This is a genomic window from Nioella sp., from assembly GCF_965215655.1.
Lineage (GTDB): Bacteria > Pseudomonadota > Alphaproteobacteria > Rhodobacterales > Rhodobacteraceae > Nioella.
The window spans coordinates 266479-282646 of record NZ_OZ244111.1 but is presented as its reverse complement, the minus strand read 5'-3'; the positions used below and the strand labels follow the sequence as shown (position 1 = coordinate 282646).

At 63.5% G+C, this 16168-nt stretch carries 15 protein-coding genes; 3 read left to right on the top strand and 12 right to left on the bottom strand.

Features of this window, described 5'->3' with window-relative positions:
- Positions 1-51: 51 nt before the first annotated feature.
- Positions 52-534, bottom strand: a complete 483-nt coding sequence (locus ACOOEX_RS01430) for a hypothetical protein (RefSeq protein WP_420396805.1) — start codon at positions 532-534, stop codon at positions 52-54.
- Positions 535-1038: 504 nt separating this feature from the next.
- On the opposite strand from ACOOEX_RS01430, the gene ACOOEX_RS01425 reads away from it, so the two are divergent.
- Positions 1039-1848 carry a division plane positioning ATPase MipZ gene (locus tag ACOOEX_RS01425; RefSeq protein WP_420396804.1) on the top strand — a complete coding sequence of 270 codons (810 nt, stop codon included), beginning with the start codon at positions 1039-1041 and terminating at the stop codon, positions 1846-1848.
- On the opposite strand, the gene ACOOEX_RS01420 is transcribed toward ACOOEX_RS01425, so the two are convergent.
- The 10 genes from ACOOEX_RS01420 to ACOOEX_RS01375 all read right to left on the bottom strand — a co-directional run bounded on the left by ACOOEX_RS01420 (position 1845) and on the right by ACOOEX_RS01375 (position 13258).
- Positions 1845-3740 (bottom strand): beta-galactosidase, encoded by a 1896-nt coding sequence (locus ACOOEX_RS01420; RefSeq protein ID WP_420396803.1) that lies wholly within the window; start codon positions 3738-3740, stop codon positions 1845-1847. The genes ACOOEX_RS01425 and ACOOEX_RS01420 overlap by 4 nt on opposite strands.
- A complete protein-coding gene (locus tag ACOOEX_RS01415; protein ID WP_420396802.1) occupies positions 3737-4588 on the bottom strand; it encodes an SMP-30/gluconolactonase/LRE family protein in 852 nt (283 codons plus the stop codon). The genes ACOOEX_RS01420 and ACOOEX_RS01415 overlap by 4 nt, the downstream gene beginning before the upstream one ends.
- A complete protein-coding gene (locus ACOOEX_RS01410; protein WP_420396801.1) occupies positions 4585-5190 on the bottom strand; it encodes a 2-dehydro-3-deoxy-6-phosphogalactonate aldolase in 606 nt (201 codons plus the stop codon). Before ACOOEX_RS01410 ends, ACOOEX_RS01415 begins: the two co-directional genes overlap by 4 nt.
- Positions 5187-6089: a 2-dehydro-3-deoxygalactonokinase gene (locus tag ACOOEX_RS01405; protein ID WP_420396800.1), complete on the bottom strand. Its 903-nt coding sequence runs from the start codon at positions 6087-6089 to the stop codon at positions 5187-5189. Before ACOOEX_RS01405 ends, ACOOEX_RS01410 begins: the two co-directional genes overlap by 4 nt.
- Positions 6086-6853 carry an SDR family NAD(P)-dependent oxidoreductase gene (locus ACOOEX_RS01400; RefSeq protein WP_420396799.1) on the bottom strand — a complete coding sequence of 256 codons (768 nt, stop codon included), beginning with the start codon at positions 6851-6853 and terminating at the stop codon, positions 6086-6088. The genes ACOOEX_RS01405 and ACOOEX_RS01400 overlap by 4 nt, the downstream gene beginning before the upstream one ends.
- Before the next feature lie 170 nt (positions 6854-7023).
- Positions 7024-8733, bottom strand: coding sequence for an IlvD/Edd family dehydratase (locus ACOOEX_RS01395; protein ID WP_420396798.1), 1710 nt, complete (start codon positions 8731-8733; stop codon positions 7024-7026).
- A 22-nt stretch (positions 8734-8755) separates the two neighbouring features.
- Complete coding sequence (locus ACOOEX_RS01390) at positions 8756-10099, bottom strand: alpha-glucosidase/alpha-galactosidase (RefSeq protein WP_420396797.1); 1344 nt, start codon at positions 10097-10099, stop codon at positions 8756-8758.
- On the bottom strand, positions 10096-10944 hold the full coding sequence (locus ACOOEX_RS01385; RefSeq protein WP_420396796.1) for a carbohydrate ABC transporter permease: 849 nt from the start codon (positions 10942-10944) through the stop codon (positions 10096-10098). Before ACOOEX_RS01385 ends, ACOOEX_RS01390 begins: the two co-directional genes overlap by 4 nt.
- Before the next feature lie 14 nt (positions 10945-10958).
- Positions 10959-11870 (bottom strand): carbohydrate ABC transporter permease, encoded by a 912-nt coding sequence (locus tag ACOOEX_RS01380; protein ID WP_420396795.1) that lies wholly within the window; start codon positions 11868-11870, stop codon positions 10959-10961.
- Between the two features lie 125 nt (positions 11871-11995).
- The gene (locus ACOOEX_RS01375; protein ID WP_420396794.1) at positions 11996-13258 is read right to left on the bottom strand and encodes an ABC transporter substrate-binding protein; all 1263 of its coding nucleotides are present in this window, start codon (positions 13256-13258) and stop codon (positions 11996-11998) included.
- A gap of 137 nt (positions 13259-13395) precedes the next feature.
- On the opposite strand from ACOOEX_RS01375, the gene ACOOEX_RS01370 reads away from it, so the two are divergent.
- Both ACOOEX_RS01370 and ACOOEX_RS01365 read left to right on the top strand, forming a co-directional pair.
- On the top strand, positions 13396-14175 hold the full coding sequence (locus tag ACOOEX_RS01370; protein WP_420396793.1) for an IclR family transcriptional regulator: 780 nt from the start codon (positions 13396-13398) through the stop codon (positions 14173-14175).
- Positions 14176-14199: 24 nt separating this feature from the next.
- Complete coding sequence (locus ACOOEX_RS01365; RefSeq protein WP_420396792.1) at positions 14200-15252, top strand: ABC transporter ATP-binding protein; 1053 nt, start codon at positions 14200-14202, stop codon at positions 15250-15252.
- A gap of 87 nt (positions 15253-15339) precedes the next feature.
- Here the strand turns inward: ACOOEX_RS01365 and ACOOEX_RS01360 are convergent, their stop codons facing one another.
- Positions 15340-16167, bottom strand: coding sequence for an NAD-dependent epimerase/dehydratase family protein (locus ACOOEX_RS01360; protein WP_420396791.1), 828 nt, complete (start codon positions 16165-16167; stop codon positions 15340-15342).
- Position 16168 lies beyond the last annotated feature (1 nt).

Below are 16168 nucleotides of genomic sequence, written 5' to 3'. Positions count from 1 at the left end.
AAACGCCGCCCTCATCCGGGGCGGCGTTTTTCGTCGTAAATGCCGGGTCCGTCAGGTGGCCCCGTGCTGCGCCTCGAAACCGGCAAGCAGTTCGTTGGGGTTGGTCATGCCGGTCGTGTCCATGCCACGCGCCTGCATCTGGTCATAGCCAAGGGCGTAGGTGTCGATCCCCCATGCCTGAATATCAGCCGTTCCACCGTTTTCATAAAGATCCAGCCCCTGTGTCATCAGAAGATTCAGCTGATCCTCGTTGTAGCTGCCAATCGCGCCAACGAGGTGGTTCCAGTTACCGGTATGATGGTCCGGGCGCGGGCGCTGATAGTTCCCAAGTACGAATTCGGGCCACTCGGTGCCAAAACTCGCCGCGATAATGCTGTCCGATTCCAATGCGCCCCGCGTGTCCCCGGACAGGTCTTGAACACCCGCCGAAACGATCGCGGTCGTTGCCAGACCGAGCCCCACGAGGCCACCGGTCAGCACGACCCAATCCACGGTCACGGCACCGCTTTCATTCCCAAGAAAGTCTTTCCACATTTTACTGCTCCGTTCAGTACTGCTGATACAATTTAGGACAAGTTTTACGTCCCCATTCTGACGGATAGTGAAAGATTGCGGCCAATGTCGGGGAGCAGGCGTTCAAAAGAGAGGAAACACGCGGACAGTCTTGCACCTGACCGGGTGGTTTCAGCCGGTCTCGACGCGGCAATCTTGTGGGGCCTCCGCCCGGTCCGCCAGGCCGTAGTCGCGCAACACATGGGCCACACGCAGGCGGCAGTCAGCGAAGACCCCGACCGAGCGGAGCGTTTAGCAAGGCTGTGTCACGACCATTTGGCAGGCAATCTCCAGCCCCTGCCCGAAAGCCGCATGATCCGGTTCAGCCCAAGCGGAAAAACAGCGTTTCACAGGGCGTTCCCCGCAATGGCGTGATTGCTGGTCATTCCCGCTTAACACCACCCGCTTAACCCCGTATATTGCGCCCTAACCGATTTGCCCCACGAAATGAGGGCAAACGAGACCAAGACCGCGAAGGGGACACCGGTGGCGCATATCATCGTTTTCGGCAATGAAAAGGGCGGGTCGGGCAAGTCGACCACTGCCATGCACGTGGCCACGGCCCTTGCCAATCTGGGGCACCGCGTGGGGGGGCTGGACCTCGACCTGCGGCAACGCACCTTTGGGCGCTACCTGGAAAACCGCCAGAACACGATCGCCGCCCGTGAACTGGATCTGCCCGCGCCCTTCCTGATCGAACTGCCAGAGGTGGACCCCGCCACACTCGGCCCCGACGAGAATATCTATGACCGTCGCCTCTCCATGGCCGTCGCCGATCTGGACCCGCGCTGCGATTTCATCGTCATCGACTGCCCCGGCTCTCACACAAGGCTCAGCCAGGTGGCGCATTCGCTGGCCGATACGCTGGTCACGCCGATGAATGACAGTTTCGTCGATTTCGACCTTCTGGCCCGGATCGACCCGGAAACCTACGAAATCAAAGGCCCGTCGGTGTATTCCGAGATGGTCTGGCATTCCCGCCAATTGCGCGCCAAGGCCGGGTTGAAGCCCATTGACTGGATCGTGGTGCGCAACCGCTTGGGCGCACAGATGATGCACAACAAGCGCAAGGTGGGCGAGGCGCTGACCAACCTGTCGCGCCGCATCGGCTTTCGCGTGGCGCCAGGAATGAGTGAACGGGTGATCTTCCGCGAGTTGTTTCCAACCGGCATGACCCTGCTGGACCTGCGCGCCATGGGGGTGGACCGGCTGAATATCTCGAACCTCGCCGCCCGGCAGGAGTTGCGTGACCTGATGAAGACGCTGAACCTGCCGGGCGTATCGGTGGATTTCTAGCGCCAGGCAACTCCCGCGGCGGGGACGGTCACGCCGTCCCAGGTTTGCGGCTCCGGATCATAGTTGATCAGGAATTCCGTCTTCCCGGCCTGACGCCGGCGCAACCCGCCGGGCATGACGGTGGTCTCGCCCCCTGCCCTCGTCAGCGCATCGCGTAGAAATGCTGTCAACGCTTCGGGGTCCAGCCACGCGCCCAGATAGGTGATCCGGCCATTCGTCATGGCCAGCGGCTGGCCATCCGCACTGCGCAAACTGACCTCTTCCGTCCCCTCCAACTCCTCCTGCCAAAGCTGCACATGCCCGCCGCCGTCAACAGGGCGCGGCATGTCCGGGCGCAACGATTCCACGCGGGACACGGTGATATCGAGGCCGGGGATCGCGGGGGGAAGCGGCACAGGGATGTGCATCTCCGCCGTCTTGGCATTGGTACGCGGGCCAAGGATCACCGGCCCGTCATGGGCGGTAATCGCCGCCTTGAAGGCGTCTGCCAGCGTCACCGCGCCGGGGGCCAACACAAGCTTGTAGCCCGTCAGATCGTCCGCATCCGGCGGCAGGATATCCACCGACTGGCCAAGCCTGCGCAACGCCCGGTAGGTCTCGAACACCAACCGGAAGTAGTCCTGCCCCTGGCCTTGCGGCTGCACGGCCCAAGCCCACTGGGCCGCGTAGTCGAAGACCAAAGCCACAGGCGCCTGACCCGCCTCCACCTCTGGCAGCTCCGCCAGTTCCTGCGCCACCTGCGCAGCCTCGTGATAGGCCTGCGCAGGCTGGCTGTCGGGGCGCAGCAGCCCCGCATGCATCTGTTCCTGCGCGAAGGGGGCCTGACGCCAGCGGAAGTAACACACCGCCTCGGCCCCATGCGCAAACGCTTCCCACGCCCAAAGGCGCGGCATCCCGGGCAGCGGCGCGGGGTTGTAGGGCGCCCAGTTCACCGGGCCGGGTTGCTGCTCCATCACCCACCAGCGGCCATTGCCGACGGCACGATAGAGGTCATGGTGAAACGCCTGAAAATCCGGGTCGCCCTGCCGGGCGTAGCGGCGTTTGTGGGCGTCATCTGCCTCAATCCGATCTTCCAGAAACCCCATCGGGTAGCTATCCCAGGTGGCGATCTCCATCTGGCGGCCGGTGTCGTAGTGGTCGAAATCGGTGATCCGCCCCATGTAGTTATGGGAAATCGGTGCCTCGGAATGGGCGCGGATGATGTCCACCTGAACGGCATTGAACCGCGCCACCTGATCGGAACTGAAACGCCGGAAGGCGATCCCATGCGCCGGGTTGGGTTCCGTAACCGTCAGGTTGGGCAGGCCGATCTGGTCGAAGCTTTGATATTCCATCGACCAGAAGACATTGCCCCAGGCCGCGTTCAGCGCCTCGATGCTGCCGTAGCGATCCTTGCACCAGTCCTGAAAAGCCACCCGCGCGGCATCGGAACAGGAAATCACCGAATCGTGGCAACCATATTCATTGTCCGTCTGCCACGCGGCCACATGAGGGTTACGCCCGTAACGTTCCGCCAGCAGCCGCGTGATGCGCGCGCTTTCCTCGCGGTAGCCGTCATGGCTGAAACAGTAATGCCTGCGGGAGCCGAACCCGCGCGTGCGGCCTTCCGCATCCACCGCCAACATGTCTGGGTGCTTGTCCAGCATCCAGCGCGGCGGCGTCGCCGTGGGGGTGCCCAGAACCACCTTAAGCCCTGCCCCGCCAAGCGTTTCAATCGCCCGGTCGAGCCACTCGAATTGCAGGTCGCCCGGCATAGGTTCCAGCCGCGACCAGGCGAATTCGCCGATGCGGATCCAGGTCAGGCCGAGCTGCGCCATGCGGGCGGCGTCCTCTTGCCACTGCGCTTCCGGCCAGTGTTCAGGGTAGTAACAGGTGCCGAGCGTGCGTTTCACAGGATGACCTCATGTTCGCGTTGACCTTGGGCAATGTTCGCGGCGACGAAGACCTGCCCCGCCAGCGGTTCCTTTTGCAGATCGGCCGCGGTCAGGCTTTCGCGCGCGGTGGTGATGTAGAGATCGCGCAGATCCGGCCCGCCGAACGCCGGGCAGGAGGGCTGAGAAACTGGCAGCGTCACGTCCCGCAAGACGCTGCCGTCGGGCGCATAGCAGCGCACCCGCGATGACCCCCACTCCGCGCACCAGAAATTGCCCTCGGCATCCAGCACCGCCCCATCGGGGTTGGGGCCATCGGGGCCGTGGTCGAGGAAAATCTCCGGCTCGCCCACTGGCCAACCATCCTTTTCTGACAACCTCTGCCGCCAGACTTTGCCCGGCGCGGTATCCGCGAAATGGGCGTAGCTGCCATCCGGCGCGAAGCAGATCGCGTTGGAAATCGTGATCCTATCGTACAGTCGACGAAGTTCGCCCCGATAGTAGCGCCAGATCGCCCCCGCGCCGGGATCCGCCCGCTTGCCCATGGTCCCGATCCAGAACCCGCCCCAAGGATCGGCACGGCCATCGTTGGACCGGGTCACAGGGTTCTCGGCCTCCAACGGCGCAACGACCTCCTGCGCGCCGGTTTCCAGATCCAGCCGAATCAGGTCGGTCTCTGTCGCTACCAGAAGCGCATTGCGCCCAACCCACCCGGCGGCGGACACATGGCGGTTGAACACCCACTCCTGTCCTGCAGTCATCAATCGCTTGCCATTGATATCGAACCAGAAAAGCTGCCCCCGCTCCGGGTGCCAGAGCGGCCCTTCCCCCAGTTCACAGGAGCGGTTGTCGAAGACCTGCGCGGTCATTCGATGGCCTCGTCGAAGGCGGCAACAAGCGCGGCGGCGCGGGGGGCGATCTCGTCCACGGAGACGCCCGGCGTATAAAGCGCGGTGCCGATGCCGAAGCCATCGACCCCTGCCGTCCACCATTGCGCGAAATTGCTCGGCCCCGCCCCGCCCACGGCATAGACCTGTGTGCCCTTTGGCAGAACCGCCCGGATCGCCTTGACCCCATCGGGGCCGATCAGGCTGGCGGGAAAGATCTTCAGCCCGTCCGCCCCGGCCTTGAGCGCGGCAAAGCATTCCGTGGGTGTCATGACGCCGGGAAAGCTCTGCAAGCCCAACCGCTTGGTTTCCACTATCACCTCCACGTCCATGTTGGGCGAGACCACCAGCTTGCCCCCCACATCCGCAACGCGTGCCGCGTCTTCGGGCGTCAGGACGGTGCCCGCACCGATCAGGGCGTCATTGCCGAAGGCGCGGGCCATGCGGGCGATGGAGTCGAACGGATCGGGGGAATTGAGCGGCACCTCGATCCGGGTGATCCCGGCGGCGATCAGGGCGGCGGTGATGGGTTCGGCTTCGACCGGGGTGATGCCGCGCAGGATGGCGATCAGGGGACGGCTCATGATGCCTCCATCAGTTTTGCGTGGACAAGGCGCAGCCCCGCGAGAGTCAGGGTTTCCGCGTCGCGGGTCTGGCAGAGCACGCCCTGCGATTGCAGGGCCCGCTCGTAGAGCGCCACCAGTGCTGGCGCGCCGCCGATCAGCACCTGCTGGCCGAGCCAGTAGGGTTTGGCGGCGGCAAGCTCCGCCCCTATCAGAAGGCCCGAAAGACGGCCCCTTGCAGCGGCATTGGATTGGCCGTGCAAAAGCCCCTCGGCACGGATGTTGAACAGCGACTGCGCGAGCCTTTCGGGGCGCGAGAGGGTTTCGGCAACGGCGGTATCAAACGCATCGCGGTCGAAATCGTCACCGGTGACGGAATGGCGCAGGACGGAATGTTGCGACAGAAGCGCGAAAAGCTCCCCGGTCATGGCAGTGCGGAAACTGACGATCTCTTCGGCCGAGATATGGATCCATTTCGTATGCGTTCCGGGCAGGCAGAGGATACCGTCGAAATTCGGGTTTTCGTGAATGACACCAGCGGTTTGGGTCTCTTCCCCCCGCATCACGTCGGCGGGGCTGTCCTGGCTGACGCCGGGCAGGATATGGAGCCTGATGCGGCTGTCCTGCGTGGCGGGCGTGATCGGCGTGGCCTCGCCGGGTTTGCAGGGGACGGAGCGATAGGGGGCCTCGACCCAGCCCTGCTTCGCGCCGACCATGCCGCAGGCAATGACGGGGGTGGGTCCGTCCCCGAGCCACGGCTCGATGAGGCGCAGGAGGGCAGGTTCGAAATCGGCCTGCGCGAGGCTGCCCATTCCGTCAGCCGACTGCGCCCTGTCCAGCACGGCGCCATTCGCGCCAATGGCAAAGGCGCGCAGGTGCGAGGTGCCCCAGTCGACTGCGATCCAATCCGTCTTGCTCATCCCGTCACCACAACGCCGCCATCTATGACAAGTACCTGACCTGTCATCATTTTTGAACTGCCTGAGGCCAGGAAAAGCGTGCCGCCGACGATGTCTTCGGGGGCCAGTGTATCCTTCAGGCACTGGCGGTCCAGATGGGCGGAAAGACCTTCTGGCGTGACCCAGAGATCCTTCTGTTTCTGGGTCAGAACCCAGCCCGGAGCCAGCGCATTGACGCGGATGCGGTCGGGGCCGAATTCGCGCGCGAGGCTGCGGGTCATGGCGGTGATGCCGCCATTGGCGGTGGTGTAGGCGGGATAGCCCGCATTGCCCATCATGTAGGAGATCGACGAGAAGTTGATGATCGCGCCTTTTCCTTTTTCTTTCATGGACTTGGCAGCAGCTTGACAGGCGAAGAAATAGGCCTTGAGATTGATCGACTGGGACCAGTCCCAGAACTCCTCCGTCACCTCCTCGGTCGTGTGGCGCTTGTCATTGGCGGCGTTGTTCACCAGCACGTCAAGGGGGCCGTGCGCTGCGACCGCCTGGGCAATCGCGCCTTGCAGGGCGGCGATGTCGGTGATGTCGCAGGGCAGGAAAAGCGGGCGATTTCCGGTACTTGCCTCCATGTCTTCGACGAAAGCCGACGCGTCGGAGCGCTGGACGAAGGCCACCTTCGCGCCTTGCCTCAGCAACCCTTCCGTCAGCGCCGCGCCGATGCCGGAGCCGCCGCCGGTGATGAAGACGGAGGCGCCGTCTAGGTCGGGATAGGTGGGATGCGTCATCGGTTCATTTCCTTCGAAAAGAGGGGGGTGCCCCCCGTGCACCGGGCGTACACCCCCTGTACACCCCCCGTGCAGACGTTTTGCGGTTTCGCCGCCTGTCGGCGTCGACCGGGCGGGGGGCCAGCCCCCCGCACCCCCCGAGGTATTTTTACCAAGATGAAAGGAGGGGGTCAGTGGCTTTCGCGGGTGACAGGGCGGGTATCCTTGCCGACGAGGAAGTCGAGATCGGCGCCCTTGTCGGCTTGCAGGACATGGTCGACATACATCTTGGCATATCCTCGGCTGTAGTGGGGTGGGTCGGGTTGCCATGCGGCACGGCGGGTTTCCAATTCCTCTTCGGTGATCAGCAGTTCCAGCCGGCCTTCGGAAGCGGACAGGCGGATGCGGTCGCCGGTCTTGACGAGCGCCAGCGCGCCGCCGGCCTGCGCCTCGGGCGAGACATGGAGAACGACCGTACCGTAGGCGGTGCCGGACATGCGGGCATCGGACACGCGAACCATGTCGCGCACGCCCTGCTGGACGAGTTTCTTGGGGATCGGCATGTTGCCGACCTCGGGCATGCCGGGATAGCCCTTGGGGCCGCAGCCCTTGAGCACAAGGATCGTGTCGGGCGTTACGGGCAGGTCGTCGCGGTCGACATTGGCCTTGAAGTCCTCGATCGACTCGAAAACGTAGGCCTCGCCCTCATGTTCCAGAAGCGCATCGGTGGCGGCAGAGGGCTTGATGATCGCGCCGTCGGGGGCGAGGTTGCCGCGCAGCACGCGCAGGCCCGCCGCCGGTTTCAGCGGATCGTCGAAGGCACGGATCACGTCGCGGTTGTAGCATTCGGCCCCGTCCGCATAGGCGGAGATCTCGCCGCCGAGGACGGTTTTGGCGCTGAGCAGGCGGTCGCCCAGTTCGGACAGCACCACGGGCATGCCGCCCGCGTAGCAGAAATCCTCCATCAGGTATTTGCCCGAAGGCATGCAATTGACCAGAAGGGGAATGTCGCTGGCCAGTTCGAAATCCTTCAATGTCAGATCGACGCCCACGCGGCCCGCGATGGCCAGAAGGTGGACAACCGCGTTGGTCGATCCGCCCACGGCGGCATTGGCGAGGATGGCGTTTTCGAAGGCCGCGCGGGTCATGACGTCGGAGGGTTTGATATCCTCATCGACCATTTCCACGATCCGCTTGCCGGTGAGATGCGCCAGCGCCATGCGTCTGCTGTCCACGGCGGGCAGCGCGGCGTTGGTGGGCAGGCACATGCCCATGGCCTCCACCAGCGAGGCCATAGTGGAGGCGGTGCCCATGGTCATGCAGACGCCTTTGCTGCGTGACATGCCCGACTCGGCGGCCATGAAATCCTGCAAGGTCATGTCGCCCGCGCGCACGGCCTCGGAGAATTTCCACACATCCGTGCCGGAGCCGATATCCTGCCCCTTCCACTTGCCATTGAGCATCGGGCCGGAGCTGACGACGATGGTGGGCAGATCGACGGAGGCCGCGCCCATGAGCTGGCCCGGCGTGGTCTTGTCGCAGCCGCCGAGCAACACCACCCCGTCGATCCCGTAGGCGCGGATCGATTCCTCCACATCCATGGCAAGCAGGTTGCGGAACAGCATTGCCGTGGGCTTCATCTGGGTTTCACCAAGGCTCATCACCGGGAATTCGACGGGGAAACCGCCCGCCTCCCACACGCCGCGCTTTACGCCTTCGGCGAGGTCGCGCAGGCCGGAATTGCAGGGGGTGAGTTCAGACCAGGTGTTGCAGATGCCGATGATCGGACGACCATCGAAGGCGTGATCGGGGAAGCCCTGGTTCTTCATCCAGCTGCGGTGAATGAACCCGTCGCGGTCGAGCTTGCCGTACCACCCTGCGCTGCGTCTCGTCTTGGTCATCGTCGGTCTTCCGTTCTGGCCCTCAGGCCGCTTTTTTCACCCGCGCCCATGCGGGCAGCCAGTCGCCATGGGCGGCCAGCAGGTCGCTGACCACGCTGCGGATCTGGCGCAGGTCCAGTTCGGCGGCGGTGTGCGGGTCCATCATCGCCGCGTGGTAGATGTGTTCGGGGTTCTCGTCCAGCAGGGCGCGCACGGTCAGTTCCTGCACATTGATCTGGCTGCGCATGAGGGCGATGAGTTGCGGCGGGATGTCATTGACGATCGAGGGCTGCACGCCGTTCATGTCCACAAGGCAGGGGGTTTCCACCGCTGCGCCATGGGGCAGTTGCGGGATCTGGCCGCGGTTGGGCAGGTTGCCATAGGCGGTGAAGGGGCGGTCGGTGACGATGGCGTTCATCATCTCTGCCGCGAATTCGTGGCTTTTGGGGACGTCCATGCTGGCCTGTTTGGCCAGGTCTGCGGCCTGGGTCTTCCACTCGGCCACCTGTTCGACGCAGCGCTTGGGGTATTCGTCGAGCGGGATGGAGAATTGCTCGATCAGGTCCTCGCGGCCGTCCTTGATGAACCACGGCACGTATTCGGCCAGGTGTTCGCTGCTTTCCGTGCAGAAATAGCCCAGGTGAGCCATGACCTCGTAACGCAGCTTGTTGGGGCAACGCGGCATGAGGAGCGGCGCCTTGGGCAGGCGGCCCGCGCGGTAGCCGTCGCGCAGTCGGGGGTAGAGGGACGCGCCGTTGGCGTCTTCGAGACGCAGGAAGAAGGCGACGTGATTGACGCCCGCGACCTTGTAGCGGATGTCCGCTTCCGCCATGTCGAGATCGTGGGCCAGTTCCTGCACGGTGTTCTGCACGGAATGGCACAGGCCCACCTGTTTGATCTGCGGGAAGCGTTCGGCTAGCGCCCAGGTGTTGATCGCCATGGGATTCACGTATTGCATCAGCAGCGCGTCGGGGCAGACGGCGGCCATATCCTCGGCCACCTTCCACAGGTGCGGTACGGTGCGCAGGCCGCGCATGATGCCGCCGACGCCGAGCGTGTCAGCGATGGTCTGGCGCAGACCGTAGGCCTTCGGGATCTCGAAATCGGTGATGGTGCAGGGGTCGTAGCCGCCGATCTGGAAGGCGGTCACCACGAAATCGGCCCCCTCCAGCGCGCGGCGCTGGTCGGTGTGGGTGGTCACGCGCGCGCCGGTGCCCATGGTGGCGATCATGCGGCGGGCGAGCTGTTCGGACTCGGCCAGCCGGTCGGCGTCGATATCCATCAGCGCGATCTCGGCATCGCGCAGCGCCTCGAAATGGAGCATGTCGCCCACAATGTTGCGCATGAAGATCGTGGATCCGGCGCCAATGAAGGTGAGTTTGGTCATTTGACGGCCCCTAGAGTCAGACCTGCGATGAAGTGGCGTTGCATGGCGAAGAACATGGCCACCGGCGGGATCGCGGCGACGATGCTGCCCGCGCTCATCAGGTGGTATTGCGCCACGAACTGGCTGTTGAAGCTGGTGATGCCTGCGGTGACGGGCTGTGCCTCTGGTCCTTGCGTCAGGACGATGGCCCAGAAGTAATCGTTCCATATGAAGGTGAAGATCAGCACCGAAAGCGCGGCGATGGCGGGCCGCATCAGCGGCAGGACCACGTACCAGAAAATGCGCCATTCGGCGACGCCTTCGACCCGCGCGGCCTCGATCAGTTCATAGGGCAGCGCGCGGATGAAGTTGCGCATGAAGAGCGTGCAGAACCCGGTCTGGAATGCGATATGGAACAGGACCAACCCGGTCTTGGTGTCATAAAGCCCGGTCGACACGGTCAGGTCGCGCACCGGGACCATCAGGATCTGGAAAGGCACGAAGTTGCCCGCGATGAACATGAAGAAGATCAGCAGGTTGCCCCGGAACCGGTAGATGCCGAGCGCAAAGCCGGTCATGCAGGACAGGGCCACCGCGCCGATGACCGTGGGCACCGTGATGAAGACCGAGTTCAGAAGATAGCGCGGCATGTCGGATTCAAAGAACACCCGGCCATAATTGGCGAAGAGATCAAAGGAGGACGGCATGCCCCAGTAGTTGCCATTGGTGAAATCGCTGAGCGGGCGGATGGAAAACAGCATGACGGCCAGCAAGGGCAGAAGCCACATGATCAGCGCCAGCGGCAGCAGCGTCTGATAGGTGATCTGCGTCGCGCGGCTGCGTTTCTGGATCGGGGTGGGGAACATCTGTCTCTCCTCGCTCAGTGCCGCGCTTCGCGCTCGTCGCGCCACATCTGCCACAGGAAGTAGCCGATGAAGACCAGCATGATCAGGAACAGCACCACCGCGATGGCGGAGCCATAGCCCATGCGGAACCCGTATTCGGACAGGGCCTGTTCGAACATCATGAAGCTGAGCACGCGGGTCGACCCGAACGGTCCGCCATTGGTCATGATCGAGATCAGGTCGAAGCTGCGCAATGCGCCGATGATCGTCACCACAAAGGCGATAAACGTGGCCGGTTTCAGTTGCGGCAGCACCACGTGCCACAGCATTTTCCAGCCCTTGGCCCCGTCCAGCCGCCCGGCCTCGATCTGTTCGGGGTCCACGGCATTGAGGCCCGTCAGGTAGAGGATCATGCAATAGGCGGTCTGCGGCCAGAGCCCGGCGGCGATGATGCCGTAGGTGGCAAGGTCGGGGTCGCCCAACACGTTGATCGAATCCAACCCAAAGAACGTCAGCACCGCATTCAGCAGCCCCACGCGCGGCAGGTAGAACCACGAAAAGACCAGCCCGACGACCACCTGGCTCAGCACGAAGGGGAAGAAGAACAGCGATTTATAGAGCCGGATGCCGGTGACCGTCTGGTTCAGGAACAGCGCGATGAGCAGCCCCGCAGGAATGGCCAGCAGGTAAAGCGCCAGCCATTTGAGGTTGTTCCAGAGCGAGGTCTCAAAGGCACGGTCGTCCACAAGCTCGCGGTAGTTGTCGAGGCCGATATAGGTCGCCTCGCCCAGGCCGTCCCAGTCATAGAGCGAGATGTTGAAAGACTGGAAGATCGGGCTGATCACATAGACCACGAAGAACAGCAGACCGGGCAGCAGGAACAGCAGCGGCGTGACCGTCATGCGGTTCCTTTGCAGCCAGCTGCGGGTGTCGGTGGCGGGGGTCATGTCCTATCCTCCGTTGGACAGCGCATTCGGAAACCGCGCGCGAGGCTATGGCGCGGCTTGCGGATACGCGGGGGGCGGTGCGCGCCCCGCCCCGGTTTCAGGAGCGAGGCGCAGTCTATCAGGGATTATTCGTAGATGCGCTGGCGCGCGTCTTCCAGACGTTCCAGGATATCGTCCAGGTTGTCCGGGAAGACCATGAATTCCTGCAGGCCTTCCATGCCGATCGACGCCATTTCCGCCGGCCAGTCACGGTCGAAGAACTGCGCGATACCGCCCTGTGCGTTCTGGCTGAGCATTTCGAAGCCCTGCTGGATGAATTCATCATCCGCCACGTCCGCATTGGCGTTCACCGGCAGCTGGCCCAGACCATCGGGACCGTTGATCGCGGTCTGCACCTCGGGCGAAGTGACATAGGCGAGGAAGGCGCGGGCCGCCTCGACGTTCTGCGCACCGGAGGCGACGTGGAACGTGTCGGTCGGTGCGTCTTCACCTTGCGCGAGGCCCTCGGTGATGATCGGGAACTGGTAGAAGTCTATCTGATCGTCCGACAGGCCCGCTTCACGCAGATGCGGCACCACGAAGTTGCCCATCAGATAGGCTGCGGCTTCGCCGTTGACCATGAAGGGCAGCGCTTCCTGCCAGGAATAGGTCTGGTGGTCTTCGATGAAGGCCCCCATGTCGATCAGCTGACGCCAGTTGGCAAAGGTGGCGCGCACGCGCTCGTCGGTCCATTCCACTTCCCCACGAGCAAGCTGCATGTGGAAGTCGAAGCCGTTGGTGCGCATGTTGAGGTAGTCGAACCAGCCGCCAGCGGTCCACAAGTAGCGGGTGCCGATGGTGTAGCAGGCGCGGCCGGAATCGACGATGGCCTGACAGTTGGCCAGCTCCTCTTCCCAAGTGGTGGGTTCGCTCAGGCCCAGTTCGTTGAAGATGTCCTCGCGGTAATACACGCCCCACTGGTAGTAGGTGTAGGGCACGCCGTACTGGCGGTCGTCGATGGTCAGTGCGCCACGGACGGACTCAAGACCGGCATAGTCGCCCGCATCCCACCAGTCGGTGATGTCCATGAAGAGCCCTGCATCCACATAAGGGCCCATGCGGTTGGCGGCGTACCAGTTCACCACATCCGGCGGGTTCGCGGACAGGGCGTTGCGGATCTGGGTTTTCCAGGCTTCGCGGTCGACGATGGTCAGTTCGATGTCCAGATCGGGATGCATCGCCCCGAAATCCTCGACCAGCCCTTCCATGATCGCGCGCGGGGCCGGGTTCGACATGTCCGAGAAGATGCGCAGATCGCCGGTCAGGCCGTGACCATCGGCCATTGCCATACCGGAAAGCATAGTTGTCGCCGCCAGCGCGGCCAGCGGTGTCTTGATGATGGAACGCATAGTGTCCTCCCTTGGTTCCACTTGACGAAACGGTCTCATTATTTGAAACTAGGTTTCTATAGTTGAAAACATGCCGGACGCCGGATACTGTGTCAACAGTTTCCTCGGAGCCCGAGGATACGCAGGGGAGGTCTTTCATGGCGAAGTCAGGCGACGGCACGGTCGGCAAGGCATTGGACGTGCTGGATTCCGTTGCGGCGGCGGGCCATCCGGTCAAGTTCACCGAATTGCTGGAAAACAGCGACCACCCCAAGGCGACGCTTTACCGGCTGCTCCAGACGCTGACGAATCAGGGGATGCTGTCGCATGATCCCGACACGGGCAGCTATACGCTTGGCCTGCGTCTGGTGAAGCTGGCCCATGCGGCGTGGAAACAGGCGACGCTGGCCACGGTGGCGCGGCCCTATGTCGACGTGCTGGCCGCAAAAGCCGGGGAGACCATCCACCTTGCGCAGATGGAACTGGGTCAGGTTCTGTTCGTCGACAAGCAGAAGATGAGCGACCGGTTCGAGACGCTCGCGCAAACCGGCAAGGTCGCGCCGGGCTATTGCACCGGGGTGGGAAAGGCGATCCTGGCCCATATGACGCCCGAGCGGCTGGAACGCGCCCTGCGCCAGCAGTTGTTCCTGAAGAACACGCCATCGACCCATACCAGCCCCGAAACGCTGCTGAAGGAGCTGGAGGAAATTCGCAAGGAAGGCGTGGCCTTCGACCGGGAGGAACACGAGGCCGGAATCATCTCGATCGCCGCGCCGATCCTGACCAATGGGGGGCGCGTCATCGGGGCGCTGTCCATCGCAACCTCCACCACCCGCCACTCGCTCGACAGTATCCGGGCGTTTCAGCCCGACCTGCTCGAAACCGCCCGCAAGATCGGGGAGGAAGCCACCGCGTGGCAATTCCCCACCGTCAATTGACCCCAGTCTGGGAGGACCAAGGACATGTCCGGTGTAACGCTGAACAAGGTCATCAAGAAATACGGAGAAACGCAGGTGATCCACGGGGTCGATCTGCAAATTGAAGACGGGGAGTTCTGCGTCTTCGTCGGCCCCTCTGGCTGTGGCAAGTCCACCCTGTTGCGGATGATCGCGGGGCTGGAGGAAACCACCGGCGGACAGATCGCTATCGGCGCGCGGGATGTGACCCGGATGGACCCGGCCGAACGCGGCGTGGCGATGGTGTTCCAGACCTATGCGCTCTACCCCCATATGACCGTTGAGGAAAACATGGGCTTCGGGCTGCGGATGAACGGCCATCCTAAATCCGAGATCAAGGCCAAGGTGGCCGAAGCAAGCCGTGTGCTGAAGCTCGACGACTATCTGAAACGTAAACCCAAGGCATTGTCCGGCGGACAGCGGCAGCGGGTGGCCATCGGGCGGGCCATCGTGCGGGGGCCGGAGGTGTTCCTGTTCGACGAGCCGCTGTCGAATCTCGATGCGGAATTGCGGGTGGAGATGCGGGTGGAGATTGCCCGGCTGCATAACGAAATCGGCGCGACGATGATCTATGTGACCCATGACCAGGTCGAGGCGATGACGCTTGCCGACAAGATCGTGGTGCTGCGCGGCGGCGTGATCGAACAGGTGGGCAAGCCGCTGGACCTGTATAACGACCCCGACAACCAGTTCGTTGCGGGCTTCATCGGCAGCCCGGCAATGAACTTCTTTTCGGGTCGCGTGGCGGGCGGCAAGGTGCGCGTGCCGGGCCTGGGCGTGATGGAACTGGAGGCGCCGGGATCTGCCGGTGACGGGCCGATCACGGTAGGCGTGCGCCCGCAGATGCTACGGCTGGCGGACGGGGACACGCACACCGTCGATCTGTCGGAACAACTGGGTGGCGTGGCCTATCACTACCTTGTTGCGGGCGACGGCACCCGCATCACGGTCGAGGCCCATGACCAGAGCGCGCCGAAGCCCGGCAGCAAGGTGGGCCTGAGCGTGACCGACGGTGCCGCGCTGTTCTTTGACGCGGATAAAGGGACGCGGTTGCGATAGGGGATTTCCGTACAGGCACCCGCCCTGCGCGAAACGGATCGGGGAGGGGATCGCCACCCGGCGGGTGGCGTTCCTGTCCCGAGGCGGTCAGTCTTCTTCGGGGATGTTCAGCAATGCCTTGGCGCCCTGTCCCAGCTCGATGCTGGCGAAGGGCCCGCCGTGGCACATCTGGCCCACGTCCTGCGGATCATGCGGGCCGGCTTCGGCCAGAATCCGATCCGCGAATTGTTCCGCGTTGTCCTTGGGCCGGTAACCCAGGAACGACGCCTTGGAATTGTCCACCGGGCAGCGGTCATTCGCGGACACGCCGTAGATGATGGAGAAGCCGGTCACCGGCGTGTCGATGGCCCGTTCCACCAGATGCACGAGGTCACCATCCGACAGCCAGCTGCCCAGGGCCCGAGCATTGCCGACCGGCGCACAGGACAGGATGCGCATGCAGACGGCCTCCAGCCCGCGCTTTTCCCAGTACATGCGGCCCAGATCCTCGGCGAAGCATTTGGCGAGGCCGTAGAACGTATCGGGCCGGTGCGGGGCATCCAGCCCGATGCATTCGTTCTTGGGATACATGCCGACCGCATGGATCGACGAGGCGTAGACGACGCGTTTCAAGCCGTTCTGATGGGCCGCTTCCCAGATATTGTAGGCGCCGATGAAATTCGGGCCGAGCAATTCCTCGAACGGGGCCTCATCGACGATGGAGCCGAAATGAACGACGATGTCGGCCCCCTCGAGCAGCGCCATGATGCCTGCTTTGTCGGCCAGATCGGCGCGGATATAGGTCTCGTTTGGGCGCAGATCCTTGACGCTTTCGACGATGTCGGAGCTGACAAGCGTGTCGCACAGCTGCGACAGCGGTCCGCGCAAGATGGTGCCAAGCCGACCGGCGGCGCCAGTGAGGACGATTTTTTTCATT